Raw genomic sequence first — 21686 nt, forward strand, 5'->3', positions numbered from 1 at the left:
AGGCCTCGATGCGGGATGGGCACGAGCGCTCATGGCCTGTGCTGCTCATCGTCATTCGCTCACCTCAGTGCCGTTGATCACCCGCAGTCGACGGTGGCTCGGCCAGTTGAAGCTCACCACCGGTGAGGCGCCATCACAGAGCCGGTCGACGATGCGCTCGCCGAGGAACTGGGTCAGCTCACTCAGTCTCAGGTTGCCGAGCACGATGGTCGCCCGCTGCTGGCCATAGCGGGCGTTGAGGACCTGGAACAGGAGCGCCTGGCGTGTGGCATCGCGACCGATCGCCAGTCCCAGCTCGTCGAGCACGAGCAGTTCGGGATCGCTCAGCAAGGCCATGGCCTCACGTTCGGAGCGCAGGGCCTGCGGTCCATAGCTCTCACGCAAGGTGCTCAGGGCCTCGTAAGCGGTCATGAACAGCCCGGTGTGTCCGGCGCGGATGACCTGCGCCAGGATCGCACAGGCCAGATGCGTCTTGCCGGTGCCGGGGCCGCCGAGCAGGAGCAGATTATCACTCATCCCGCCCAAGGCGACGAACCGCTCGGCGTAGGTCTTGCAGACCTCGCGGGCGCGCTGTTGCTGCGGCACGCGGGTCTGGTAGTCAGCGAAGGTCTTGCCTTGGAACCGCGGTGGAATGCCACTGCGCCCGAGAGCGACCTCCAGGCGGCGCTGCGCGGCCTCCTGACGCTCGGCAAGCAGTTTGCGGACCTCGGCACGGCTGTGTTCGGCCAACGCCTCAGCCGACAGCAGCGGCTCGCATCCAGGGGATGTCCTCGAGCGGAGTCGCGTCGCTAGCGTAGTCTTTGTCAGCCAGGCCGGTATGTTGGATGCGCTCATCGGTGCGACTCCTGCTGTGGGTGGATTGATGCGGGTTGAGGTTGAGCCAGGTCAGACGGTTGATGAAGCTGGCATCCCAGCTCTTGCGCCGCTCACCGGCATCGGTCCAGTAGATGACGAACTCGTCGACCTGGGCATCGACCCAGTCCTTGGTCAGGCCTTGTTTCTCCGCCCAGACGTAGACGCGCGCGGAGGGCATCCAGTCCTCCGGGATCGGCTGCGCGGTCTGGCTCGCGCGCGTGCGCGGGGTTTGCTCCAACAACATCGAAGAATCCTTCTCTTGTATTGATTGGTTGTTGTTGATGTTGGTGGGCACGCTGTGCACTAGCGTTGGTGCACTGAGGGCCCCAGTTGGTGCACTGGGTTCATCGGATCGGGGAACGCTGTGCACCGGTGCACAGGGTGCCTCAGGCGTGGATAGAGCATTGCGGGCACCAGGCGTGGGCACGCTGTTCCCTAGGGCACTGGGTGCCTCAGGCAGGACCGGTGCAGACTGTTCACCAGCGGGTGCACTGAAAGCCCTAGCGCTGCTGCTCGGTGTGATCGAGACCGAGCGCGAGGGCTGGGGTTGGTCAGGCATCGTGTTGCCGATCAGCGTCTGTACCGGGAGGTCGCCAAGACTCGGCATCGTGACGGCTACCACGATGCTCGGCGCCGCTGTCGACGGCAGGCTCAGGTCCAACACCTCGTGTGCCGCGGCATTGATCGACTGCGCTGGCAACACCGCCACAGCATCGTCCCAGCGCAGGCGATAGCGGGTGCGGCGACCGGGTCCACCACGCTCGCGATCAATAAAGCGTCCATCGAGTTCGCCGAGCGCCTTGATCACACCGCGGCGGCTGAGCTCGGTCTGCTCGGCCAATTCGGACAGCGAGATCCGGCAAGTGCCCTGATCGGCATCGGCCTGGTCGCTGAGTGCAAACAAGGTGAGACGTTGCGCGGGCGTGAGACCGCGGCAGTCCCAGACCCAGGTACGGGGATCAGCGGGCATGGCGGGGGCTCCTCTGGTCGGGGTCAGCCAACAGGGTGCTGACGTCGGTCTTCAGGTACCGGGCAAGCTTGCTGAGCATGCCAAGCGAGGGGGTTTCGCCGGACTCGATGCGCGAGATCCAGCTTTGGCTGATCTCGGCATGGTGGGCGAGGATGAGTTGGGAATAACCGAGCGCGTGGCGCCGGCGGGCAACATTTCGGGCAAGAACGGTCGGCATCGCTGTCCTCAACTGAAGGCGTTGAAACCGCTCGTCCTGATGGACGAGCACCGGTATCCGTTCGCCGCATCCCTCTGATGCCTTCAAGGCTGAGGGAGGGTCGCGAACGATGGCGTCAGGTTAAGCAGCGGTGCGCGAAGGCGCGATAGCGAAAGGTTGGCGTTTTGGGCGTGATTTGCGACGCCCCCCCAATGACACGCGGAGCGCGGCGGTTGATGGTCTTCGCTGGAAGGTGTCATCCGGCCTGCACGGCAGATCGTTGCAGCTGTCTGTGCGTGTCTCAGGAGCCTCTGGCACCTCGGGAGTCGGTCGGTGACCGAGACAACCAAGCGCGGGAAGCGGCCCAGTGGAAGGACGAACCTCATCTAGCCAGCTTCTGGCGCCTGATCGGGCAGAGCCTCTGGCTGCAGGTCCGTTCGCACGTCGTGCGCCTTGCCCGGGTGCCACCCCCTGTGCGTCAGTGACGCGTTGGCACGCGCAGCTTTGTGGTGGCTGACGCAGGCCAAGGCGTTCGACGCTATCAACACAGGCTACCCCGACCCCAGGAATCCGAGCACCCGACGGACGTAAGTGCGCGTCTCTCGGTACGGGGGAATCTGATTGCCAAACTTCGCAACGGCGCCCTCCCCGGCGTTGTAAGCAGCCAGGACCAGCGACAAGTCGCCGTCGAAGTGCTTGATCAGAAACTTCAGGTAGGCGATCCCTCCGCGAAGATTCTCCGCCGGGCTCCAGCGATCGGTCACGCCAAAACGGCGCGCGGTGGCCGGCATCAGCTGCATCAGGCCGCGGGCACCCGCCGGTGACTCAGCCCGCGGCCGATAGCTCGACTCAGCGCGGATGACCGCATGCACCAGTTCGGCATCGACGCCCTGGCGCGTCGCCTCGGCCTCGACCAGCGCGGCATAACGTGCCCGCCGCGTGGCGATCGTCGTCGGCAACGCACGGCGCTCGCGGATGTGACGGATGCTGGGCGCGGAGGCCCGCCGTGAGGGCTCAGCCTCCGGCACAGCCGCGCTCCGTTGCTGCCAGGCTGGCAGCAGCTCTCTCTGCCTTAATGGCGCCTCGAAACCAAACGCCTCGAGCCCAGGCGCCATGTTGGCGTCCGACGTCAGCGGGGCGAGGGCCATCATGACGAGGAGCAAGCCACGCCCAGCTCGAGCGTGCGCCGACATCATCCTTGCTCCGCGCCCAACGGTTCGTCGAGCAACAGCAGCCGACGTCCCTCACGGCGCAGCCGGCCCGCGCGCATCAGGTCCCCCAGTAGTCGACTGACCGTTGCACGCGCACAGCCGATCCGCTCTGCAATGACCTTGCAGGGCGCCATCACCAAGGTCCCATCCGGGTGCGACATCGCAGACGGCCAGGTCGTTGCCTCCTGCAAGACCTGCAGGATGAGGGATTCGGTGTCAGCAAAGCGGACCTGATGCAACCGTGCGGACAGTGTCGTCATCTGCCGAGTCAAATACCGGGCCAACGCCTGGTGCAACGGGGCTTGCAGTTCCGCTAACACCCCATCAGCGAGTCGTGCATTCAGCTGAGCGATGTCGATCAACAACAGCCGCGTGAAGGCAGCGGCCCGATAGACGGTGTGGGCAGACGTCTCCTCGAGCAGAAAGCCCTGTGCATTGACCCAGTCGCCCGTGCGCAAGAGCGCGATGTCCGACACTTCGCCATCCTGCTCCCAGATCACCCGCAATTGCCCGCGCAGCACAATGCCGATGCAGGCCTGTGCCAGGCGCACATCGAACTGCTCACCGGTATTGACCTCATGCTCAACCCCATAGGCGAGCAGACGCTGCTGTAACACGCTGAGCCGTTCCGTCTGTCCGTTGCTGCTTGGCCTCATGGTTGGAGTCCTCCATGGGCCGGGGTCAATGCAAAGCACCAGGCCTGCTCACCGCTTTGACTGTCGAAGACGCGGCGCAGCAGGCCGCAGCGATGCAAGTCCTCGGTGAGTCCACGCACGGTGCCCTCCGGGAGCCCGGTCTGTTTGACCAGGACCTTGGTCTCGGCGGCCTGCGCGGAGCGATCAAGCAGGGCCAGTAACAACAGCTTCTCGTTCGGGGTGCAGCGCGAATGCCAGATCCAGCGTCGCCACTCGGCATTGTCGTCGGTGTTGAGCAACTGCTGCAGCGCCTGACCCTGCAATTGGAGTGCGTTGGCCAGTCGTTCGGCCAACCTGGGGTCGAGCGATTTTCGACCATTCTCCAACTGAGAGATGGTCGCTGGAGACACACCGACGCGTTGCCCGAGCTCGCGTTGCGTGAGGCCACGCGCTTGGCGTGCACGTTGAACCACATAACGTTGACGGGCCTCGCGGGTCATCGTGAGGGAATGCGACATGGGATAAGACTCCTTGTACGGGTATTCCCTTACACTTTATAGCCGCAAGGCACGATCCGCGACGTTAAAAGATCGTCATTTTTGACGTCTTTTTCGATGTCCCTCCCTCAATGCAGGTGTTAGCGATCGCGGCTCGCGAAAGCGATGCGCTCGCAGCACTTTTCAATGCTGCGAGGTGGGTCGTCATGACGTCAGACTGGACCCTCTCTCTCTCAGCGGAATACAGTTCATGGCTTCGCAAACACCCACCTCCAAGCGCGCCTTTTCCAAACCCGTCCTTGAGCAAACGCTCACCATCCATAGCCAGAATGCCCAATACGTGCTGCAGCGTGGGCATTCGTTCATGCTCGTTGTCAAGGCGCTGTACTCGATCTCGGTGGTGCTACGCATTCTGGCCGAGGAGACGGAGATGGATCAGATTGAAGATCTGGTCTCGAGCCGGATCGCTGCTGTCGCTGAGCGTTTGAACAATGAGCATGCACGGCTGAAAGTCCTCGCCGATGCCGAGGGTGGTGTGCCCCTGCCGCGCTATACCAATCCGCGTGAGGTCACCCTGCAGGTCTCCTCGCCCGCACTGGCGCAATATGTACGCCTGATCCTGCGCTTGGATCAGACCTTGATGCTGCTCGATGGGCTCTGGTTCGCGGGAGTGATCAACAACAAGCTGCGCAAGAACCTGACCCATGACTTGCGCCGCTTGGTCTATGGGCTCGGGCGGGATCTGATTGATCTCGAGCGCCGCGGCCGCGCGTCAGTCGAGCGTGCGGACCAGGAGGATGCATTGAAGCGGGCTGATGCCGAGACCGAAGCGATGATCCTGGCAACGGGCTCGCTGGTCGATAGAGAGGACGACACGCAAGTGACGGCACCGCCCGCTGAAGCCGAGGATGGTGAACAGGATCGGCAGCGAGCGGTCTCCGAGACGTCCATCTCGGAGACCGCGGCATCGCGTTCAGGCTGATGAGGCTAGGCACCGACGGGTTCAGGCTGATCGCTTTGCGATAGCCTGGCCAGAGAACACCCTGCCTCAAACAGCGCTTGCCTGCCTGAGGCAAGGCTGCGTTTCATCCATGCGAGTGGCCACCCACGCGGCTGCCGTCGGATCAATCGCCCTCCGGCATCGAGATGTCGACCTCCAGTGCCGAGGCTTTCAGCGTTAACGCGTCGGGCTGATCAAGCGCGTTGGCGCGTTGGATCGGGCACAGGAACGTCTTGCGCTGAGCGTGGCGGTGCTCCTTCGGCAGCGGTACCGCGATCAGGCGACCGGACACCTCCAGCCTGGCGATGGCCTTGCGCAGCTCGGCACGGGTCATGCCCAGTTCGCCCACAGTCTCGAGCTGCTTGGCGGTCCAGTAGCGACCGGCCGACAACTGCGCGTCGAGCTAATGCTCCAGCTGATCCGCCTGATCAGCGGCCGCCTCCTCCGGCGAGCGCTTCAGCTCCACGAAGCGCTCGAAAGCGTAGCCCGTGCGCTTGATCCAGAACTCCGGCAGATGGGGCGGTGCATCGCTCAGCTTAGCCCTGGTCAGGATCATGAGGCTGCTCTCGGGATCGGGCTTGCAGCCGGGGGGCGGTCGCCGGTGGCTCTCGTCATCGGGATTCCAGGCTTGGAGGACGGTGGTCATGCACGAGCCGTCGGCTAACGCCGATCCCCCTCGGCCACTGTACGGGTCCAGGGTCGTGGCGCGGACATTCGCCTGACCGGTGTGGTGAACGAAACGCACGCAGCAGTCCAGGGTGCGAACAATGCGCCGAGCAGAGGTGATCAAGGCCTGTTCGTTGTCGTTCACGGCCTGCTCACTGGCGCCGAACGACACCAACGGGTCGAAGGTCACCACCGCCGGGCGGTCATCGCGATAGGCGCGGCCCAGGTCATCCGCGAGGCGCGTGAGCACCACATTGCCCTGGATCAACGGCGTCAGCTTCAGGCTGGAGCCACAGAGATCCCAAATGATCACACTGTCGAACACGCGGCGGCGCTGGGCCTCGGACAGCTTGAGCGCAGCGACGATCTCGCGCAGGCGGGCCAGGAGGCGCTCGCGGCGGTCTTCAGCGGTCACGAACAGCGTCCAGCCGGGTTGCTCGATCCGCAGACCCCAAAGCGGCGCGCCCAGCGCGATCATCGCGGCCTCATAGAGCAGCAGGGTGGTCTTGCCGGTACCGCTGGGGCCGACCACCTGCGCCACATCGGCATACAGGTAGCGGTCCACGATGCAGCGCGGTGCCAACCTCCCGCGGGCGATCTCCTCCTCGGATGGGATCAGCGCGCGGCGCGGCGGTGACCGGGTCTCGATCATCGGTTCATCGACGGCCCGGGCGTCCAATTCAACGCGTGTCCATTCGATCAGCTCAGCCGGATGGCGTCCGTCCTCCCGCTCGGCCAGACGGCCGCCAAAGGTGCTCAGACGCCGTCTGGCACCGGCGGCTTGAATGCACTTGGCATCGTGAGTGGCATTGGCCGCGGTGGTGGCATCGGCGAACAGCGAGACGATCAACTCGCGCTTACGGCGGTCGTTGAGCGCGTTCATCAGCGTTTCCGGTTCGGGTGCAATGCCGTCATCGCTCAGCGCCAGGATCGCGGCGAATACCTCGCCGTGGTCGTCGTTGCTAAAGTCGGCTGGGGACACCAAATCCACAATGCGCGAGAGGGCATTGGGCTCGATCATCAAACCACTGAGCAGCGCGCGCTCAGCGCGGCTGATGATTGCACGCTGAAACGCGTCTTGGTGTTGCTCCCACGGCTTGGGGAGGCCTTGCTTAGTTTTGCTCAAGGTCCGCTCCTCAGAGGCAGATGCCATCGACGTTGACAGCAGGGTTGGAGGCGAAGTGGTCCCCGGTCCGGATGCGCCCCTCCAGCCGATCCGTCGGCAGGGCCGCGAGCAAGCCGGGGCGGCACCCGTGCTGACGCCGATGCTCATCAGCCAGATCACGCAGCGTGAGCAGTCCGCGCCCGCGACGCCAGGCCAGGGCCTCATCGTGACGCTGGCGATCCTCGTCAAAGGCGACGAACTCGGAGGTCGACGGCGCACTGGCGATGAGGCGGTGCGCCTGCTCATCGGCCTCGGAGCGAGAACGGCCCGTGTTGGGTAGCACCAGGGGCCTCTCAGGTGCTCCGGAGGTAGCACTCGAAATCTGTCGCACATTCAATGCGGTAGCACGGTTAGCACCAGTAGCACGGGACAATACGGACCTTTGGTCGTCTGTGATCGGTTCCGCTTGTTCATCCGGCGTCACCACCGTGCGAGCTGAGTCTTGGCAGGCCGTCATGGTTTGACCCCCTCGGCGTCTGAACAGCCACGACCAGGCTCTACAGTGGGGCTGCGATCGATCCCTAACCAAGGGGGTGTTGAACGGCGGCTGAGCGTTGCTGACTGGCTTCATCATCGCATCCACCTCCGTCACTGAACGCGTGCAGCGTGCAGTTGGTTGACGAGGGCATGCATCTCTTCGGGTGTCGCGCCGGCCGTGAGGGCGCTGATGACGGCGTCGATCTCATGGCTGGGCCAAGCGACGGCACGTTGGCCGATCTTGACCGGGCGTGGCAGCAGGCCGGCGGCGATATCCGCATAGACACTGGCGCGGGAGCGACCAATGCGGCGTTCGACTTCGGGGCGGCGTAAGAAAGAGAGGGTATGAGGCATCGTTACGGCATCCTAATAGTGGAGATCAGTGCTGGGCGGGGATCGGTCCCGCGCCCAACGTGCTGTCTTCAGTACTCAGGAAGCGCCGCCGGTACTCAATATCGGGCTTGGCCGAAGGGCTGTTCAGGGCTCTCAAGCCGTTTGCGGGCAGCCTGACGCTGAAGACCTTGCTAGCATCCCCTCAATCCGGCTTTGCCCGCGACAGTGAAAGATCATCGATTTCGACACGTTTCGCGACGCGGCGGTGCATGATGGTCTCCGCAGCCAGGAATGGGCTCCGCTCTTGTCAGAGGGAGAACGCTCTGAATCGAGCAACCGCGTTGGCGTTTCTCATCCTCCTCCGCGGCAACGCGAGGAGCCCAGCCAGAAACTGCAGAATCAACCCTGTCTGGTTTCGCCTCTATGCTGGTGAGTGTCTGCGATCGGCCATCAAGGAACAGTGCAGCGCTGGTTGTCATCGGCAGCAATGGAGGCCTAACCAGACATGGAGTCGCCCATCATGGCCGCGCGACAAGCGTTCGAAGCCGGCGGGCGATGCTATGTCGCAATGCGCACCTCGGCATCCAGGGTAAAGCCGCTGTTCTCCCAAGCGAGCATCTCGCGCACATCGTCTGGCTCGATCAACCTGCTGTGGGCCAACCAGCGCACTACTCGCCCAGCAATGGCGGCAAAAGGAACGCTAGCCTTCGGCTACGCGCGTCGGATGGATTCGCTACGCTCATCGGTAAGAGGCTTGGGAAGGTGGAGGAGGATGCAGCGCCAGTGCCCTGATCAAACAGCAGTGTGTACGAGACAGCCGTAGAAGCGCTTTGGAAGGGGGAGAGCTGGGCAAGGCTCGTGGTCAGGTTCAAGCGCACTCGAGGCTGTTCTGTCAGCACTCGGTTATGATCGGACGACACATGCGGTCTTGCTTGGAACGCGGATCGCTCAAACGTTGTGAGGCCAAAAGATGACCCAGATGCAAGCTCAAGACTTTCTGCTCGAACTCAATAGCGATCCTCCGAGCTGGGTTGACGATTCGGAGGGTGATCCAGGACGGACCTGCAGACGCCAACAGGCGCTTCGCTTTCGGGATCGCGCCTTGGCCTTGCGCGTCGGCCGTAGGCTTTCCAAACGCTTTGGCCGAGTGATCAGCGTTGTTCCTGCCCATGATCCTGGCACGACACCACCCCGGAGCCGCCGTTCGTTGTGAGCAACCCAGCACAAAACCCCAATCCGCCGCTGTGCATCTACCACGCCGATTGCCTGGATGGATTCTCGGCCGCCTGGGTCGTCGATACCGCGCATGCAGAGACGGGACTCGAACTGCATCCAGGTGTCTACCAACAGCCGCCTCCCAACGTGCGCGGGCGTGAGGTCATCCTGGTCGATTTCAGCTACAGTCGTGACGTGCTGCTGGCGATGGCAGACGCGGCCGACAGCATCCTGATCCTCGATCACCATCGATCCGCAGAAGCGGATCTGGTCGACCTGCCGGACAACGTGACCACGATCTTCGATATGGAGCGCTGTGGCGCCATGATCGCCTGGTCGCACTACTTCCCTGACCGGCGTCCTCCTCCCTTGATCGAGCACGTCCAGGACCGCGATCTCTGGCGCTTCGAGCTACCCGGTACCCGAGAGATCAACGCCCTGCTGGCCTCCTATCCCTTCTCGCTCATTGAATGGGGGCGGCTCATGCGCGAGGACCCCGAGGCCCTGCGCGAAGAAGGCGAGCCGATCCTGCGCCAACACGAGAAGGATGTGCGCGAACTGGTCGAGACGCTGGCCTATCGCAGTCGGATTGCTGGCTTTGATGTTCCGGTCATCAACGTCCCCGGCAAGTACAGCTCCGATGTCGGCGCGGTCCTCTGTCGCGGTGAGCCCTTTGCCGCCTGCTACTGGGACACGCCCGAGGGACGACGTTTCAGCCTGCGCTCGGAAGCACAGGGCCTGGATGTCTCGGAGATCGCCGCTGGCTTTGGTGGTGGCGGGCATCGCAACGCGGCGGGGTTTCTCCTGAAACAACTTCCACCGCTTCAGCTCGCCTGACTGTGGTGAACACAACCGCTCAGCGCGGAAAGGTCACGTCGACTGAGCTCGACGGCATTACTGCCTCGTGAGGCCTCTTTAGTCTCCCCTCTTTTCTTTTTTCCTATAAAAAACAACAACAATTGTTTCTACGGCCTTTCCGTCTTGCGAAAGGTCGGAAATTTGGGGCCATGTTGTTGTTCTTTTTAAGTATTAACAACAGATTAAGAGGATCTGTAAGCATCTGTTTCTATTGAACTTTTCGGCGCTAAAGGTCGAGGGTTTGGGGTTTTTGGGTCGAAGATTTGGGGAAATGCCTGTAACCCATTGTTTATCAAGGGATTGAAAGGTCGAAGATTTGGGGAGTCTGCTATACCCGCAGGTTGCTTTCTGGCCAAGCCATTGATTCGATTGGTCGCATCCGCCGTTCGCGTCGACTGAAAGGTCGGAGATTTGGGGATAGGGTCGAGGATTTGGGGCCGAAAGGTCGAGGATTTGGGGAAAGGTCGGAGATTTGGGGGTTCGTTCGCTGTTGCGGCTAAGGTCGAAAAAAGACTGACATCCGTCGACCTTTGGAGTAGGCTCGAGTGCAGTGAGCATGGAACGGGAAGGATGATGCGATGCAAGCGTTGGCGTGCAAGCCCCAGGAACAACTCCTCAAGCCGACGGCGACGGTGCATGTGGGCAACCGGCTATCGCTGATCGAGCGCAAGGTCTTCAACGCGCTGCTCTGGCATTTCCAGCATCGCCAGGGCAAGACCGACAACCAGATGCCGATCACCCAGTTGATGGCGTTGATCGGTCTGGGTCGCAGCAAGAACACGGATGTGATCAAAGAGGCCCTTGAGCAGCTCACGACGACGGCGATCGTCTGGAATAGCCTCAAGCAGGATCGCACCACCAACTGGGGTGTCTGTACCTTCCTTGCCGGCGCCGAGCTGCGCAGCGGGCAATTGCGCTATGTACTCAATCCCCTACTGGTCGACAAGATCCAGAATCCGATCCTGTTCGCGAAGATCCAGCTGCTGATCCAGGCGCAGTTCTCCAGCAAGTATGCCCTGGCCCTCTACGAATTCCTGATCGATGATCTGTGTCGGGCCGGCAGTCCGCAGACGCACAGCGTTCAGGTCTCGCTCGACACCCTACGCCATGTGCTGCAGTTCGATGGCCCCTACAAGCATCTGAACGCCGACGTGCTCAAGCCCTGCATTCGGGAGATCAACCAGCACGCCGATATCGCTGTGCAGTACCAGGCCATCAAGCGCGGTCGGGCCGTCGCAGCCATCGGGTTCGGACTCGAGCGCAAGGCCGTACAGCTCATGCTCGGTGGGATGCTGGAGGCTGAGGTGGATTGCGACCCACCCACCCGGGACGCCACCGATCCACTGATCTCCGCCTTGCTCGAACAAGGTGTCGGCATCCGTAAAGCCAGAGCGCTGGTCGATGCCCACGACGCCGATCGTATTCAGGGCAACCTCGAGCATGCGCTGCGGATGTACAGGTCCGGCAAGGTGAAGAACCTGGCCGCCTATCTGGTACGCGCCATCGAGGAGGACTATCGCCCCATGCCAGAGCCTCCCCGTCCGCCAGCCAAACCTTCACCACGGCTGGTCGCCAGACAGGCACAGGAGCAGCTCAGGTCTGACTGGGAGCGCTTTCGTGGCCAGCGCGTGCGTGACTGTTTCGCGGCATTACCCGAAGCGGATCAGGAGGCGCACCGGGCAGCGTTCGTTGAGCGCATGCAGCACGCTCAGCCGTTCCTGATGAAGCAATACCGGCGCGAGGGATTCCAGAGCCGCATGGTCGAGGCACAGTTTTTCTCTGAGCTATGCGAGACGTTGCTTGAGAAGCCGGAGGAGCTGAGTCTGGAGGCGTATCGGGCACGACTTGATGAGTAAGCGTGTCAGTCGCTGATTGATTGCGCGAGGCGGGTGATGATCGCCTCGGCCAGGTGCGGCGCATCGTAGACCTCGGGCTGAATATCCACCGGCAGTCCAAGCCGTCGCAACGCCGCTGCCGTGGTGGTGCCGATGGCAGCGATCCGCGTCCCAGCGGGTATCTCAGTGCTGCCCATGGCCTCAAAGAAATGTTTCGCCGTCGACGGGCTGATGAAGGATAAACAGTCGAGCGCGCCATCCTGCAGCCAGGCTTTGATCTTGGGGGCATGGTCCATCGGCGCCTTGCCGTTCGCGTAGACGGTCAGCTCGGTACACCGCCCTCCGCGTTCTGCAATGACCTCGGGGACGGTGCCGAGCGACTGCGATCCGCGCACGAATAGGAAGGACTGCCCGCTGATGCGCGCCGGATCAATGCCTGCTCAGATGCACCGCATCGGCGAGCTTGGGGAGTGGCTCGGTGCCGAGTCCGTAGCCCTCGAGTGCTGCCGCGGTCGCTGAGCCAACGGCCCAGACGGTGGCACTGCGCAGATCCACCAGTCTGTCAGGTGCATCGCGCTGCACCTGTTCGCAGAAACAGTGCACGGCATTGACGCTGGTGAAGAAGACGCCAGCAAAGCAGCGCACATCAGGCGGGGTCCACTCCTCGAGACAGCGGATCTCGATGGTCGGGAAGCGCACGACCGATAGACCGGCCTGTTCCAGGGCGCTGACCAGCGGCTCGGCTTGGTGCCGTGGGCGAGTGACGAGAACCTTGCTCATCCCAACAACGACGACTCGATCAACTGCGCCACTTCCTCGGTGATGCGCTGATTGTTCTCCTCGGGCAGTCCCAGGCGGTCATAGAGCGCGTTCATCTGATCGAACAGCTGCAGTAGCACGCGACTGATCTCGCTCGGGTCATCGAACTGCCAGCCGACGATCCCCTGACGGCGCCGCTCGACATGGCCGCGGCAGAGCAGGCGCAGCACATGCGGGATGCTGTCGCCGGTCTTCTCGGCGAAGTGCAGCCAATAGGGCCATTCGGCGGTCAGGGCGGCGAAGTAGGCGCGGATCTCAGGGATCTCGGCGGTCTCGCGCGGGTCGCGGTCCCAGCCGCCGAAGTAGAAAGTCAGCTTGCCTTCCCAATGCAAGGCGCTGTGCGCGTCCTCGCTGAGCAGTTCGAGTTTGCCGAGCAGCGGCTGGATGTCGCAGCGCTCGACCGATTCACGGGTGATCTCGACCGCCAACACCTCATCCTTGGCGGCGGAGAGTCGGGCGCGGGGGTAGCGGGGCTGGTACTGGGGTGCGGCGGCGGTCATGGCTAGGCTCCGGTGTCGATCGCAGGCTGAAGGGTAGCGGTTGCGCGGTTGGTCCTGGGTGGCGCGCTCGGGATCGGTTGGCGTTGCAGCCAGTGCCAGATCGCGCGCGTGGCCTGGCAATCGTTGACCGCTCGGTGTGCACTGCCGGGCCACTCGTAGCCGATGTAGGCGGCGGCGACCTGGAGCTTCTGCCAGCGATAGCCGCGATAGCTCCTCGGCTCACCGTAGACCTCGGCGAAGGCACGCATGGCGCAATGGAGGCTGGCTGCCACCGCGAGTTCGGTGCGCAAAAACCCCTGCTCGAACTCGGCGTTGTAGATCACCACCTCGGCATCGGTCAGCAGGTCGATCAGCTGCGGGCGCAGAGTCTCGAGCGTGGGCGCGTCCTCGACATCCTCGGGGCGGATGCCGTGGATGGTCTGGGCGCCGAGCCAGTGCCTGTGATGCTGTGGTCGGACCAGGCTGTCGAGCAGGACTTGGCCGTCGTCATCCAGGAGTCCGATCTCCAGGATCTCGTCGCGGTGCTGATTCAGGCCGGTGGTCTCGAGATCCAAATAGAGGGTGCGCGGCATGGCTGTTCTCCTGTTCCATCATGGATGTGAATGATCGATCGGTGATCAGTGCTCGGTGGGTTGCGGCTGAACGCGAAAGGTCTCGATCAGCTGAGTCAGCTGTTCTTGTTGAGACGCGCGCTCGCGCAGGGTGGCCAGCTCGATGCGTAGCTCGGCAAGCTGTTGCTCGGCCTGCTGGCGGGTCTGGCGCTCTTCGGAAAGTGTGTGTTCGAGCGCACTGATCTTCTTGCCGCCCAGATCCAGTGTCTGTTTCGCCTGGCGAGCGGTCTCGTGATCGCGTGAGGCCTCGGTCTGCAGCCGTGCGACCTGCTCGCGGAGCCGATCGCACTCAGCTGGCAGGCCGTTGGATTGCTTGCGGTAATGGAGCACGGCCTCGCGGGCTTGCTCCAGATCGGCGCGTAGCGGCTCCAGTAAGACCTCGCTGCGGGTTGCGCGCGCCAAGGCCTCGTCACGCTCGAGGCGCAAGCGTTGCAACTCGACGCCCTGCTCCTGCAGACGCGATTGGCGCTCCTCGGCCAAGGCCTTCAGTTCGCGCGTCTCGGCGAGCACGGCCTCACGCTCGGTCTCGACCGCCTGCTGAGCACTGTTGAGTGCTTGGCGCTCTGTGGCCAGCTGCGCCTGTGCCTGTTGCCAGGCGAGCGCCCACAGGTGACGCATGGCGTGATCGATGGCTTGGGGGATCTCGGGGAGAGCGTCGACCTGGGGAGGTGTTTGCGCCTCGCGCCACTCGGCGAGCCAGGGGGTGATCCGGTTTGGCGAGCCGCCGCCGAGGCGCTTGCGGACCGCATGCACGGTGGGATTGGCGCCCTCAGTCGCGATGTCAGCCGCTGCTTGATGGACCTGCTCACGGGTGACACCAGTGCGGGGCATGAGAGGTTCCTGAAGATCGACGGATGTTCATAACATAGCATAACAAAAGCGTTATGTTATGATTCGACGCCCCACCGTCTCCCTCTCCCTGTCTGCGTTCTGGAGCATCCACCGATGTCCTCGTTCTCGTCGTCGCGTGCGCGCCTCGGCGCCTGGATCGAATCGGCGCCGATTCAGCGTCTGATCATTGGCCTCATCGTCCTCAATGCCATCACGCTCGGGCTGGAGACCTCAGCCACCGTTACGGAGGCGATCGGCCCCCTGCTGCGACTCGCCGATCGCCTGGTGTTGGCGGTCTTCGTGCTCGAGATCGCCGTCAAGCTGTTCGCCTTTGGCGGGCGCTTCTTCCGCAATCCCTGGAATGTCTTCGACTTCGTCGTCGTCGGCATCGCCCTGGTGCCGGCCAGTGGGCCGCTGGCGGTGTTGCGTGCGTTGCGCGTGCTGCGGGTGTTGCGCTTGGTGTCGACGGTGCCGCAGCTACGCTTCATCGTCGATGCGCTGCTGAAGGCGGTTCCCGGTATCAGTTCGATTGCCGGATTGATGCTGCTGCTGTTCTACGTCTTCGCGGTGATGGCGACCAACCTCTACGGGGAGCGCTTCCCGGAGTGGTTCGGCAGTATCGGCGCTTCGATGTACACGCTGTTCCAGATCATGACCATGGAGAGTTGGTCGATGGGCATCGTGCGCCCGGTGATGGAGGCCTATCCGCTGGCCTGGCTGTTCTTCATCCCGTTCATCCTCATCGCCACCTTCACCATGTTGAACCTGTTCATCGGCATCATCGTCGACACCATGCAGACCATGCATGAGGCCGAGCATGTGCATGAGCGGGAAGAATTCGAGGTGAGCATGCACGCCGATACCGACCGGGTGCTGGAGGAGCTGTCGGCCTTGCGGCGGGAGTTGGCGGACTTGCGCAGCGCGGTGACGCCCCAGCCCGAACGGGTTGGATGAGTGTCAGCGCGGACGGTTGATCAGGGCCGCTGGCATCCGCCAGCGGTAGTGAATGGCCAGTGAGCGCATGATCACGATCGACACCGCTCCGACGGCATACCCCAGGTCCTGGGGCAGCGCAAAGACGCTTGTGCTTAGGGCTTGCAGCAAGAGTCCGACAATGATCGGCGTGGCATACAACTCAGGAGAGACCAACAGCGTCTCGCGCCCGGTCAGGGTGTCGCGCAACAAGCCGCCGCCGATCCCAGTGATCACCCCCATCACCAGGGCATGGGCGGGCGGCAGACCCAGCGCAGTGCTCTTGATGAAGGCGCCCGAAGCAAACAGCGCCACCCCCATGGCATCCAGATAAGCCAACAAGTTGCCGTGGGCATCCAAGTGCGCACGCCCGAGGAAGGCGAGCACCCCGGTGATCGTGGCACAGGCCATGAAGGCGGGGTCATGGAGCCAGAACACCGGCACATCGAGGATCAGATCGCGCAGCGTGCCGCCGCCAATCGCGGTGACAACCGCGACGACGACCGCACCGAACAGATCGATCCGGGTCCCCATGGCGGCGAGGATGCCTGAGGCTGCGAACGCGGCCGTTGCGAGGAGCCCCAACAGCGACAGGATGTCGATCACGCTCATCAGCGCCGAACGCCAGCGGTGGCCAGCGTACGAAATGCCATCCAGCTACGCTGCAGGCTCATTCGTCGATGCTCCCTTTCGCCTGCAAGCTGGCTCGCGTGAGCCTCGTGCCGGAGGAAAGGAGCCTTGGCTGGTTGTTCATGATGGCAGTGGTCCTCAGCAACGGATCTGCGAATAGCCGTCTGTGCGAGCCCGGCTATCGAATGCCCGTCGACGGGTCGAGCACTCGCCATGAGCGCGTTCAGCGGTGATATTCCCCTCGGCGCTCAGGTTGGTCGATGACCTCTTCGATGTGCACTCGCAGCAGGCCACCGCCGGGCTTCGGCCAATCGATCTCATCGCCCTGGGCCAATCCGAGCAGGGCGCTGCCGACCGGTGCCAAAATGGAAATCGTCTGCTGGCTGCCAGTGCTGTCTTTCGGGTAGACCAACCGCAGGCTGAACTCCTCGTGCGACTCGGCAACCCGGAAGCGCACTGTGGAGTTCATCGAGACGACCGTTGGCGGCATCTGCTCGGGCTCCACGATGTCGGCACGCGCAAGCTCTGCCTCCAGTGCTGCCTTGCCAGGAAAGGTCTGATCAGACAGCGAAGCCAGCAGGGCCTCAAGCCGCTCTGCGTCAAGAGATGAAATGACAAGCTCTGGTCGTGATGACATGCTCAGGGTCTCGTCAGTGGTGCCGTTGCCGCGCAGACCCGCTGCCGTGATCGTCAGCACAGAGGCTGGACAAGATCGCGGAAGAAGTGAACTCGGTTGCGGAAGCGCTGTTGGTGGGGAACGACGAATTAGCGCAGATTGCGGCCTTCGTCGCCCCATCAAGTGGCCGGTGATGGCCCTGTGACGTTAGCAGTGGGCGACCCTTTAATCAATCACTCCAGCCAGCAGCCTGCTTGCAGCGGGCCGCGGTCGGTTTGCAATTTGCGCGTGCGATATGCGGCAGTGACCTGATGCGCCTGCTCAGGGATCACACCAGATCGGAACACGGCTCACTTGGCCGGGCGATGGTCATCGCATGATGTGCGGCGCCGATCACCTCGCCGAGAACCAGCAGGCGCTGGCGACAGCGGACAGCTGTGGTGGCCTTGCAGTGAGCAATCGCTTCAACCGCCCGCTGGCGCTGTCTCGCCTCACCGGCCTACCGCTGAGCCTAGATGCCCGATGCTCAGGCTGAAGGAATGAGTGTCCGTTCAGTCCGTCGCCGGCTTGGGCTTCTTCTCGAACACCTGCAGATTCGGCTCCTGCAGGATGATCGCCGGTCCCTGATCGGTCGGCACCTGAGCGCCGAGCGTGCCGCTCAGGGCTGCCACCCACTGCGGCCAGTCACTGTTGGCCTTGGTCAGCTTCTTCCAGGCCTTCGGGCGCAGCGTGGCGACCACCAGCGCGTTGTCGGTCTGGATGCCGATCTTCATGCCGTTCTTGATCTGTACCGCCTTTGGCAGTTGGTTGAACTTCAGGGTGAGCTCGAGGCGACCGGGCACGATGGCGTCCTCCGTCAGTGGGGCATCTTTGGGGAGTTTGGGAGCGGGGGGTGTTGGGGGCTTCACCGTCCACGGCTTCTGGGGTGGTATCTCTCCCCGCAGCACGGCCGCCGCATACGCGGCTTGGTGGGCGCTAACCTGACCGCAAGGAGTGCCGTCGATCGCTAAACGGGGTGCGCCTTCGACGGTGGCTTCGAGATAGGCCGGCAGATTGCAGTAGGCGGCGAGCGCTCTGTTGATCAAGTTGCGCAGGAGCTGTTTCGCAACGATTCGTTGATGCTTGTTGGTCCCCTCAACGATGATCAGCTCGGCCACGAGCGGCTTGATCATATCCTTGTTAATCTTGATCTTTACTGGGCGCGGATGGGCTAAGTCGAAGCACGCTGGAAAGTGTTTAAGCAGGTCCAGAGGCTCGAGCCCTTCAGGCAGTGCTCGAGGCGTTGTTGGGGTCGCCTGCTCAGGCTCGGATGTGGTTGATTCAGGGTCGGTCATGGCGAAAACAGAACATCGATGCTGCGGACCTCAGTCTGAGGCGATGTCGCTCCAGGGCGCTCGTTGGCTTGGATTAGGTTAGGTTGATCTGAGCTAGATTAACTTGACTTGATTAGCGCGTCTAAGCACCCTTGTGCTGACTGGGTTGGCTCTGTCGGGTCATCCCATTTTGGAGTCCAGAATCATGTGGCAGTGGGTCTTGAGTCTTGTGTTTCTGACACTGACTTGGTCGTCAACGATCACCGCCTGTCCGTCGAACGAAACTCGGTTGTTCTACTGCAAGACCACAAACCACAAGGAGGTCGAGGTGTGTGATGCGGGAAAGCAGATCCGTTACTGCTTTGGTCGACCAGGCCAGATGCCAGAACTGACGCTCACCGTCCCACGTGCGAGCGCATTGACCGGTCAATGGAACGGCATCGGGCGCTACATCCACTACAGCCTGACGATTCCGAACGGCGCAGTCCGCTACAGCGTGTTTTTTTCGGCAGATCGTCTGACGGAGCATCATAAATTAGACGCTGGAGTCGACGTCGAAAAGGATGGCCAGCACCTCGCCACTGTCTCTTGCCAGACAACGACGCTAGAGCAGCGGTTGGAAGGCATCGACCTCTCTCAGTAGAGGATCTCGTTGACGTAGCGGTTGGATGGTGCCATGCGCCACGACGCATCGATCAGACTCAATGACCGAGAAGCAACCCCAGCGAACACTGACGCTTGAAGCCATCACCGCTTCAGCTGCTCAGTACGAATCGCGCTCAGCGTGGAAACGCGCCGACCAAAGTGCTTACGAGGCTGCGCGTAAACGTGATCTGCTCGATACCGTCTGCGCGCACATGGACCCCGTGCCGTCCAGCCAGGCGCTTTCCCTTGCGGAGATCCGAGCTTCGGCCGCCTTGTACCCAACACGCCAAGCTTGGCAACGAGGCAACCCCTCCGCCTATAACGCGGCTAAACAACATCAACTTTTCGATGTGGTCTGCGGGCACATGCCCGCATCACCGCGCAAACTGCCGCTCGAGGCCCTGATGGCATCGGCCGCGCGTTACCAGAGCCGGGGCGACTGGAAGAACGCTGATCCGAGCGCCTATCTCAGTGCATACCGGCGCGGTTTACTCGATGTCGTCTGCGCTCACATGACCAGCAAGCTCCGACCAAGCGGCTACTGGACACTTGAGCGTTGTAAGGAGTCCGCTGCGGCCTATACCCGTCGGGGAGACTGGCAGAAAGCAGCCTCGAACGCTTACGCGCATGCACAAAAAAATGGTTGGTTAGACCTTTGCTGCGCGCACATGTCGAAGCAGCAGCGTGACAGGAAATGGACTCATAAGGCGATCGAAGCCTCAGCGCAGCGGTTCAACTCCAAGACATCCTGGCATCGGGAAGAGCACGGTGCGTATTCGGCCGCTAAACAACTTGGTATCTTTGAGCAGGTAACGGCGCATATGGCCTGATCGGTCTATCGATCCAGTAGACATGCGGTGTTCAACGACGTGGTGAGACCTTGATCAGCCGGTGGACTAGAACGCTCGCTCCTGAGCTTGTTTCACATAGGCATCGGAGACCACTCGGCGGACACCCGAATCGCGCAGGGCCTGTTGTGCGTTCGCGCTGCTGAAGTAAGGACCCAGCATGACGACATAGAGATCAGGCGTCAGCCCAGGATAGAACGCCGTCTCCGCGACGATGAGGTTCGTCGTCGACAACTGTCGAGTGACTTGATCCGCCAGGGACTGGGCTTGCTGGAGGCCGGCTGGGGTCTGCGGCAGACTCCCCAGGATCACGAACCATCGGTTCTCCCCGGCCCAAGCCGTCGATGGCGTCTGGAGCCAGATCAAGCAGGTGAGCGCCAAGACAAGCAAGGAACGACGCCCCGTGAGGGTTGCGCCGACAGGCATCGATCGGGTCGAGAAAGGCATCGTTAACACCTCGCCAGATGGGACCTCATGAAGGTCGTCGCGGATGGTCATGGATGGCCGGCCGGTCTGCCGCACCAGGCTTAGCGCTGGATCTGCGCATCGACGATCAGCGGCACACTCTCGACGTCACGGCATTCGGGGTCACCCTGACAAGATGCCGCCGCAACTCGGGCTTGTTGATAGGAGAAGCTGACCCAGTGACCAACAAGCGGACGGTCACACACAGCGAAATCGGCCATTGCCTCATGCTGCATCTGCTGCGCGTCGACGAAGGTCATGTAGCAGGCACGATCGCCCATCTCCATCGCTTCAACCCGGTAAACAGGTTGGCTTCCAGCCTGGCTGACGGGTTGGATACGGTAAGCAATGGTTTCGTCTTGCAGGTTGCCCCACCCAGTCCAGAGTTCGGTGAGGGTGGCATGCTCGTTGGTTAGCGCGTCGATCCGGTAGATCCAAGTCCGCGGCGGACCGCTTGGAGCGTCTTCTGCGCCGCGTTCTTCCACCATGAGCAGCAGATCGTCAGATAGCGCCCGCACCCGCGCCGACAAGGTTGCCGCTCCGCTGCGCGAACACTCCAATTCATCATAGAGATCAACTTGATGCTCGCCAACAAACGCGAGCCCGGCACAGCTCGCCTCGTCCATCACCAAGCGCCTGTCAGACAATGGATGGCCTTGTAAGCCTGCGCTGCACAGCAACAAAGCGATGAGGACGTATGGTTTCAAAGGCGGCTCCTGTCGTCTTGCCAAGGGTTGGACATGTGTTCTGCGGTCTTTGCCCATGAGAGCGAAGGAGAGACATAAGCGATGCCACGAGATCAAGCACAGAGCGGCATCAGGACTTGGTATGCATCATCCGCTCATGCTGTCCGTTTGGCATCACTGATATCGTGACGCCTCATGCTCGCAAAGCTTACATCCCTCCTGCTGCTGACCTTGCTCGGCGTGCTGCTGTTTGGCCTCATGATCTGGTGGCTGCAGCCAAAGATGATCTTCTTTCCCGACGAACGCTTGCAGGCGACACCGATCGATTGGGGCCTCGACTATGAAGAGGTTGAGCTGACCACCGAGGATGGGATCAGCCTACATGGATGGAGAGTCAAACCGCCCAGAGCCCATGCCACCGCACCACGCACGCTGCTGTTCTTCCATGGCAATGCCGGCAATCTCTCGCATCGTGGCGACTCGCTCCGGATCTTCACCGACCTGGGGCTGGAGGTGCTGATCATCGACTATCGCGGCTATGGTCGCAGCCAGGGCTCGCCGTCGGAACAAGGACTGTATCGGGATGCCACGGCGGCCTGGCAGTGGTTGACGCAGGTTCAGGGTACCCCGCCCGAGGAGATCGTTCTCTTCGGGCGTTCACTTGGAGGCGCGGTGGCGGCCTGGTTGGCCGCACGCACGACGCCCGCAGCGGTGATCATCGAATCCAGCTTTGACCGGATGCAGAGCCTGGCGGAGGTGCATTATCCCCTGCTCTCGCGCCTGATCCCGCTTCGGGTCGCCTTCCCGGCCGTTGATGAGATCGCCACCGTGCAGAGT

The 21686-nt window shown here is 62.4% G+C and carries 27 protein-coding genes; 7 read left to right on the top strand and 20 right to left on the bottom strand.

Annotated features, from left to right (window positions below):
- Positions 1-51: 51 nt before the first annotated feature.
- From CKO42_RS20140 to CKO42_RS20165, 6 genes are all read right to left on the bottom strand, one after another.
- On the bottom strand, positions 52-729 hold the full coding sequence (locus CKO42_RS20140; RefSeq protein WP_242479564.1) for an ATP-binding protein: 678 nt from the start codon (positions 727-729) through the stop codon (positions 52-54).
- Positions 730-733: 4 nt separating this feature from the next.
- Positions 734-1825, bottom strand: coding sequence for a DnaT-like ssDNA-binding domain-containing protein (locus CKO42_RS20145; protein ID WP_242479565.1), 1092 nt, complete (start codon positions 1823-1825; stop codon positions 734-736).
- The gene (locus CKO42_RS20150; protein WP_200247976.1) at positions 1815-2042 is read right to left on the bottom strand and encodes a helix-turn-helix domain-containing protein; all 228 of its coding nucleotides are present in this window, start codon (positions 2040-2042) and stop codon (positions 1815-1817) included. The genes CKO42_RS20145 and CKO42_RS20150 overlap by 11 nt, the downstream gene beginning before the upstream one ends.
- Positions 2043-2572: 530 nt before the next feature.
- Positions 2573-3214 carry a lytic transglycosylase domain-containing protein gene (locus tag CKO42_RS20155; protein WP_200247978.1) on the bottom strand — a complete coding sequence of 214 codons (642 nt, stop codon included), beginning with the start codon at positions 3212-3214 and terminating at the stop codon, positions 2573-2575.
- The gene (locus tag CKO42_RS20160) at positions 3214-3888 is read right to left on the bottom strand and encodes a Crp/Fnr family transcriptional regulator (RefSeq protein ID WP_200247980.1); all 675 of its coding nucleotides are present in this window, start codon (positions 3886-3888) and stop codon (positions 3214-3216) included. The genes CKO42_RS20155 and CKO42_RS20160 overlap by 1 nt, the downstream gene beginning before the upstream one ends.
- Positions 3885-4385 carry a helix-turn-helix domain-containing protein gene (locus CKO42_RS20165; protein WP_200247983.1) on the bottom strand — a complete coding sequence of 167 codons (501 nt, stop codon included), beginning with the start codon at positions 4383-4385 and terminating at the stop codon, positions 3885-3887. Before CKO42_RS20165 ends, CKO42_RS20160 begins: the two co-directional genes overlap by 4 nt.
- Positions 4386-4614: 229 nt before the next feature.
- Here CKO42_RS20165 and CKO42_RS20170 point away from each other — a divergent pair, with 229 nt between their 5' ends.
- Positions 4615-5346, top strand: coding sequence for a hypothetical protein (locus CKO42_RS20170; RefSeq protein ID WP_200247985.1), 732 nt, complete (start codon positions 4615-4617; stop codon positions 5344-5346).
- A 142-nt stretch (positions 5347-5488) separates the two neighbouring features.
- Here the strand turns inward: CKO42_RS20170 and CKO42_RS20175 are convergent, their stop codons facing one another.
- From CKO42_RS20175 to CKO42_RS20190, 4 genes are all read right to left on the bottom strand, one after another.
- On the bottom strand, positions 5489-5755 hold the full coding sequence (locus CKO42_RS20175; protein ID WP_200247987.1) for a hypothetical protein: 267 nt from the start codon (positions 5753-5755) through the stop codon (positions 5489-5491).
- Positions 5756-5767: 12 nt separating this feature from the next.
- Positions 5768-7156 (bottom strand): AAA family ATPase, encoded by a 1389-nt coding sequence (locus tag CKO42_RS20180; protein WP_200247989.1) that lies wholly within the window; start codon positions 7154-7156, stop codon positions 5768-5770.
- 10 nt (positions 7157-7166) lie between these two features.
- Entirely contained in the window at positions 7167-7478 is a 312-nt protein-coding gene (locus CKO42_RS20185) for a hypothetical protein (protein WP_200247991.1), read from the bottom strand.
- A gap of 305 nt (positions 7479-7783) precedes the next feature.
- Positions 7784-8026: a helix-turn-helix transcriptional regulator gene (locus CKO42_RS20190; protein ID WP_200247993.1), complete on the bottom strand. Its 243-nt coding sequence runs from the start codon at positions 8024-8026 to the stop codon at positions 7784-7786.
- A gap of 1188 nt (positions 8027-9214) precedes the next feature.
- On the opposite strand from CKO42_RS20190, the gene CKO42_RS20195 reads away from it, so the two are divergent.
- Both CKO42_RS20195 and CKO42_RS20200 read left to right on the top strand, forming a co-directional pair.
- Positions 9215-10057 (top strand): hypothetical protein, encoded by an 843-nt coding sequence (locus CKO42_RS20195; protein WP_200247995.1) that lies wholly within the window; start codon positions 9215-9217, stop codon positions 10055-10057.
- Positions 10058-10656: 599 nt separating this feature from the next.
- Positions 10657-11934 (top strand): replication initiation protein, encoded by a 1278-nt coding sequence (locus tag CKO42_RS20200; RefSeq protein WP_200247998.1) that lies wholly within the window; start codon positions 10657-10659, stop codon positions 11932-11934.
- Between the two features lie 5 nt (positions 11935-11939).
- On the opposite strand, the gene CKO42_RS28005 is transcribed toward CKO42_RS20200, so the two are convergent.
- The 5 genes from CKO42_RS28005 to CKO42_RS20225 are packed head-to-tail and all read right to left on the bottom strand — an operon-like array spanning position 11940 to position 14674.
- Positions 11940-12347 carry a uroporphyrinogen-III synthase gene (locus tag CKO42_RS28005; RefSeq protein ID WP_322828663.1) on the bottom strand — a complete coding sequence of 136 codons (408 nt, stop codon included), beginning with the start codon at positions 12345-12347 and terminating at the stop codon, positions 11940-11942.
- Positions 12343-12693: a uroporphyrinogen-III synthase gene (locus tag CKO42_RS28010; protein WP_200248003.1), complete on the bottom strand. Its 351-nt coding sequence runs from the start codon at positions 12691-12693 to the stop codon at positions 12343-12345. The genes CKO42_RS28005 and CKO42_RS28010 overlap by 5 nt, the downstream gene beginning before the upstream one ends.
- On the bottom strand, positions 12690-13232 hold the full coding sequence (locus CKO42_RS20215) for a chlororespiratory reduction 6 domain-containing protein (RefSeq protein ID WP_200248006.1): 543 nt from the start codon (positions 13230-13232) through the stop codon (positions 12690-12692). Before CKO42_RS20215 ends, CKO42_RS28010 begins: the two co-directional genes overlap by 4 nt.
- A 2-nt stretch (positions 13233-13234) precedes the next feature.
- On the bottom strand, positions 13235-13804 hold the full coding sequence (locus CKO42_RS20220) for a 3'-5' exonuclease (RefSeq protein ID WP_200248009.1): 570 nt from the start codon (positions 13802-13804) through the stop codon (positions 13235-13237).
- A gap of 45 nt (positions 13805-13849) precedes the next feature.
- Positions 13850-14674 carry a DNA-binding protein gene (locus CKO42_RS20225; protein ID WP_200248012.1) on the bottom strand — a complete coding sequence of 275 codons (825 nt, stop codon included), beginning with the start codon at positions 14672-14674 and terminating at the stop codon, positions 13850-13852.
- A gap of 114 nt (positions 14675-14788) precedes the next feature.
- On the opposite strand from CKO42_RS20225, the gene CKO42_RS20230 reads away from it, so the two are divergent.
- Entirely contained in the window at positions 14789-15628 is an 840-nt protein-coding gene (locus CKO42_RS20230; protein WP_200248014.1) for an ion transporter, read from the top strand.
- Between the two features lie 3 nt (positions 15629-15631).
- Here the strand turns inward: CKO42_RS20230 and CKO42_RS20235 are convergent, their stop codons facing one another.
- The 3 genes from CKO42_RS20235 to CKO42_RS20245 all read right to left on the bottom strand — a co-directional run bounded on the left by CKO42_RS20235 (position 15632) and on the right by CKO42_RS20245 (position 18226).
- Entirely contained in the window at positions 15632-16258 is a 627-nt protein-coding gene (locus CKO42_RS20235) for a trimeric intracellular cation channel family protein (protein WP_200248017.1), read from the bottom strand.
- 241 nt (positions 16259-16499) lie between these two features.
- Entirely contained in the window at positions 16500-16913 is a 414-nt protein-coding gene (rnk, locus tag CKO42_RS20240) for a nucleoside diphosphate kinase regulator (protein WP_200248041.1), read from the bottom strand.
- A 530-nt stretch (positions 16914-17443) separates the two neighbouring features.
- Entirely contained in the window at positions 17444-18226 is a 783-nt protein-coding gene (locus CKO42_RS20245) for a ProQ/FINO family protein (protein WP_200248020.1), read from the bottom strand.
- 184 nt (positions 18227-18410) lie between these two features.
- On the opposite strand from CKO42_RS20245, the gene CKO42_RS20250 reads away from it, so the two are divergent.
- On the top strand, positions 18411-18848 hold the full coding sequence (locus CKO42_RS20250; RefSeq protein ID WP_200248023.1) for a hypothetical protein: 438 nt from the start codon (positions 18411-18413) through the stop codon (positions 18846-18848).
- A 61-nt stretch (positions 18849-18909) separates the two neighbouring features.
- The gene (locus CKO42_RS20255; protein WP_200248026.1) at positions 18910-19680 is read left to right on the top strand and encodes a hypothetical protein; all 771 of its coding nucleotides are present in this window, start codon (positions 18910-18912) and stop codon (positions 19678-19680) included.
- A gap of 66 nt (positions 19681-19746) precedes the next feature.
- On the opposite strand, the gene CKO42_RS20260 is transcribed toward CKO42_RS20255, so the two are convergent.
- Together CKO42_RS20260 and CKO42_RS20265 are read right to left on the bottom strand one after the other, a co-directional pair.
- Positions 19747-20124, bottom strand: a complete 378-nt coding sequence (locus CKO42_RS20260) for a hypothetical protein (RefSeq protein WP_200248028.1) — start codon at positions 20122-20124, stop codon at positions 19747-19749.
- 101 nt (positions 20125-20225) lie between these two features.
- A complete protein-coding gene (locus CKO42_RS20265; protein WP_200248030.1) occupies positions 20226-20789 on the bottom strand; it encodes a hypothetical protein in 564 nt (187 codons plus the stop codon).
- Positions 20790-21044: 255 nt separating this feature from the next.
- On the opposite strand from CKO42_RS20265, the gene CKO42_RS20270 reads away from it, so the two are divergent.
- Positions 21045-21686 (top strand): alpha/beta hydrolase (locus tag CKO42_RS20270; RefSeq protein WP_200248031.1); only part of this gene is annotated, 642 nt, incomplete at its 3' end.

This window comes from Lamprobacter modestohalophilus, from assembly GCF_016583905.1.
In the GTDB taxonomy this organism is placed as follows: domain Bacteria; phylum Pseudomonadota; class Gammaproteobacteria; order Chromatiales; family Chromatiaceae; genus Lamprobacter; species Lamprobacter modestohalophilus.

Excerpts from the sequence above, each read along its gene's own strand:
- CKO42_RS20145 (WP_242479565.1), bottom strand. The coding sequence starts at position 1,825 with ATGCCCGCTGATCCCCGTACCTGGGTCTGGGACTGCCGCGGTCTCACG.
- CKO42_RS20150 (WP_200247976.1), bottom strand. The coding sequence starts at position 2,042 with ATGCCGACCGTTCTTGCCCGAAATGTTGCCCGCCGGCGCCACGCGCTC.
- CKO42_RS20155 (WP_200247978.1), bottom strand. The coding sequence starts at position 3,214 with ATGTCGGCGCACGCTCGAGCTGGGCGTGGCTTGCTCCTCGTCATGATG.
- CKO42_RS20160 (WP_200247980.1), bottom strand. The coding sequence starts at position 3,888 with ATGAGGCCAAGCAGCAACGGACAGACGGAACGGCTCAGCGTGTTACAG.
- CKO42_RS20165 (WP_200247983.1), bottom strand. The coding sequence starts at position 4,385 with ATGTCGCATTCCCTCACGATGACCCGCGAGGCCCGTCAACGTTATGTG.
- CKO42_RS20170 (WP_200247985.1), top strand. The coding sequence starts at position 4,615 with ATGGCTTCGCAAACACCCACCTCCAAGCGCGCCTTTTCCAAACCCGTC.
- CKO42_RS20190 (WP_200247993.1), bottom strand. The coding sequence starts at position 8,026 with ATGCCTCATACCCTCTCTTTCTTACGCCGCCCCGAAGTCGAACGCCGC.
- CKO42_RS20200 (WP_200247998.1), top strand. The coding sequence starts at position 10,657 with ATGCAAGCGTTGGCGTGCAAGCCCCAGGAACAACTCCTCAAGCCGACG.
- CKO42_RS28010 (WP_200248003.1), bottom strand. The coding sequence starts at position 12,693 with ATGAGCAAGGTTCTCGTCACTCGCCCACGGCACCAAGCCGAGCCGCTG.
- CKO42_RS20215 (WP_200248006.1), bottom strand. The coding sequence starts at position 13,232 with ATGACCGCCGCCGCACCCCAGTACCAGCCCCGCTACCCCCGCGCCCGA.
- CKO42_RS20220 (WP_200248009.1), bottom strand. The coding sequence starts at position 13,804 with ATGCCGCGCACCCTCTATTTGGATCTCGAGACCACCGGCCTGAATCAG.
- CKO42_RS20225 (WP_200248012.1), bottom strand. The coding sequence starts at position 14,674 with ATGCCCCGCACTGGTGTCACCCGTGAGCAGGTCCATCAAGCAGCGGCT.
- CKO42_RS20230 (WP_200248014.1), top strand. The coding sequence starts at position 14,789 with ATGTCCTCGTTCTCGTCGTCGCGTGCGCGCCTCGGCGCCTGGATCGAA.
- CKO42_RS20235 (WP_200248017.1), bottom strand. The coding sequence starts at position 16,258 with ATGAGCGTGATCGACATCCTGTCGCTGTTGGGGCTCCTCGCAACGGCC.
- rnk (WP_200248041.1), bottom strand. The coding sequence starts at position 16,913 with ATGTCATCACGACCAGAGCTTGTCATTTCATCTCTTGACGCAGAGCGG.
- CKO42_RS20245 (WP_200248020.1), bottom strand. The coding sequence starts at position 18,226 with ATGACCGACCCTGAATCAACCACATCCGAGCCTGAGCAGGCGACCCCA.
- CKO42_RS20250 (WP_200248023.1), top strand. The coding sequence starts at position 18,411 with ATGTGGCAGTGGGTCTTGAGTCTTGTGTTTCTGACACTGACTTGGTCG.
- CKO42_RS20255 (WP_200248026.1), top strand. The coding sequence starts at position 18,910 with ATGACCGAGAAGCAACCCCAGCGAACACTGACGCTTGAAGCCATCACC.
- CKO42_RS20260 (WP_200248028.1), bottom strand. The coding sequence starts at position 20,124 with ATGCCTGTCGGCGCAACCCTCACGGGGCGTCGTTCCTTGCTTGTCTTG.
- CKO42_RS20265 (WP_200248030.1), bottom strand. The coding sequence starts at position 20,789 with ATGGACGAGGCGAGCTGTGCCGGGCTCGCGTTTGTTGGCGAGCATCAA.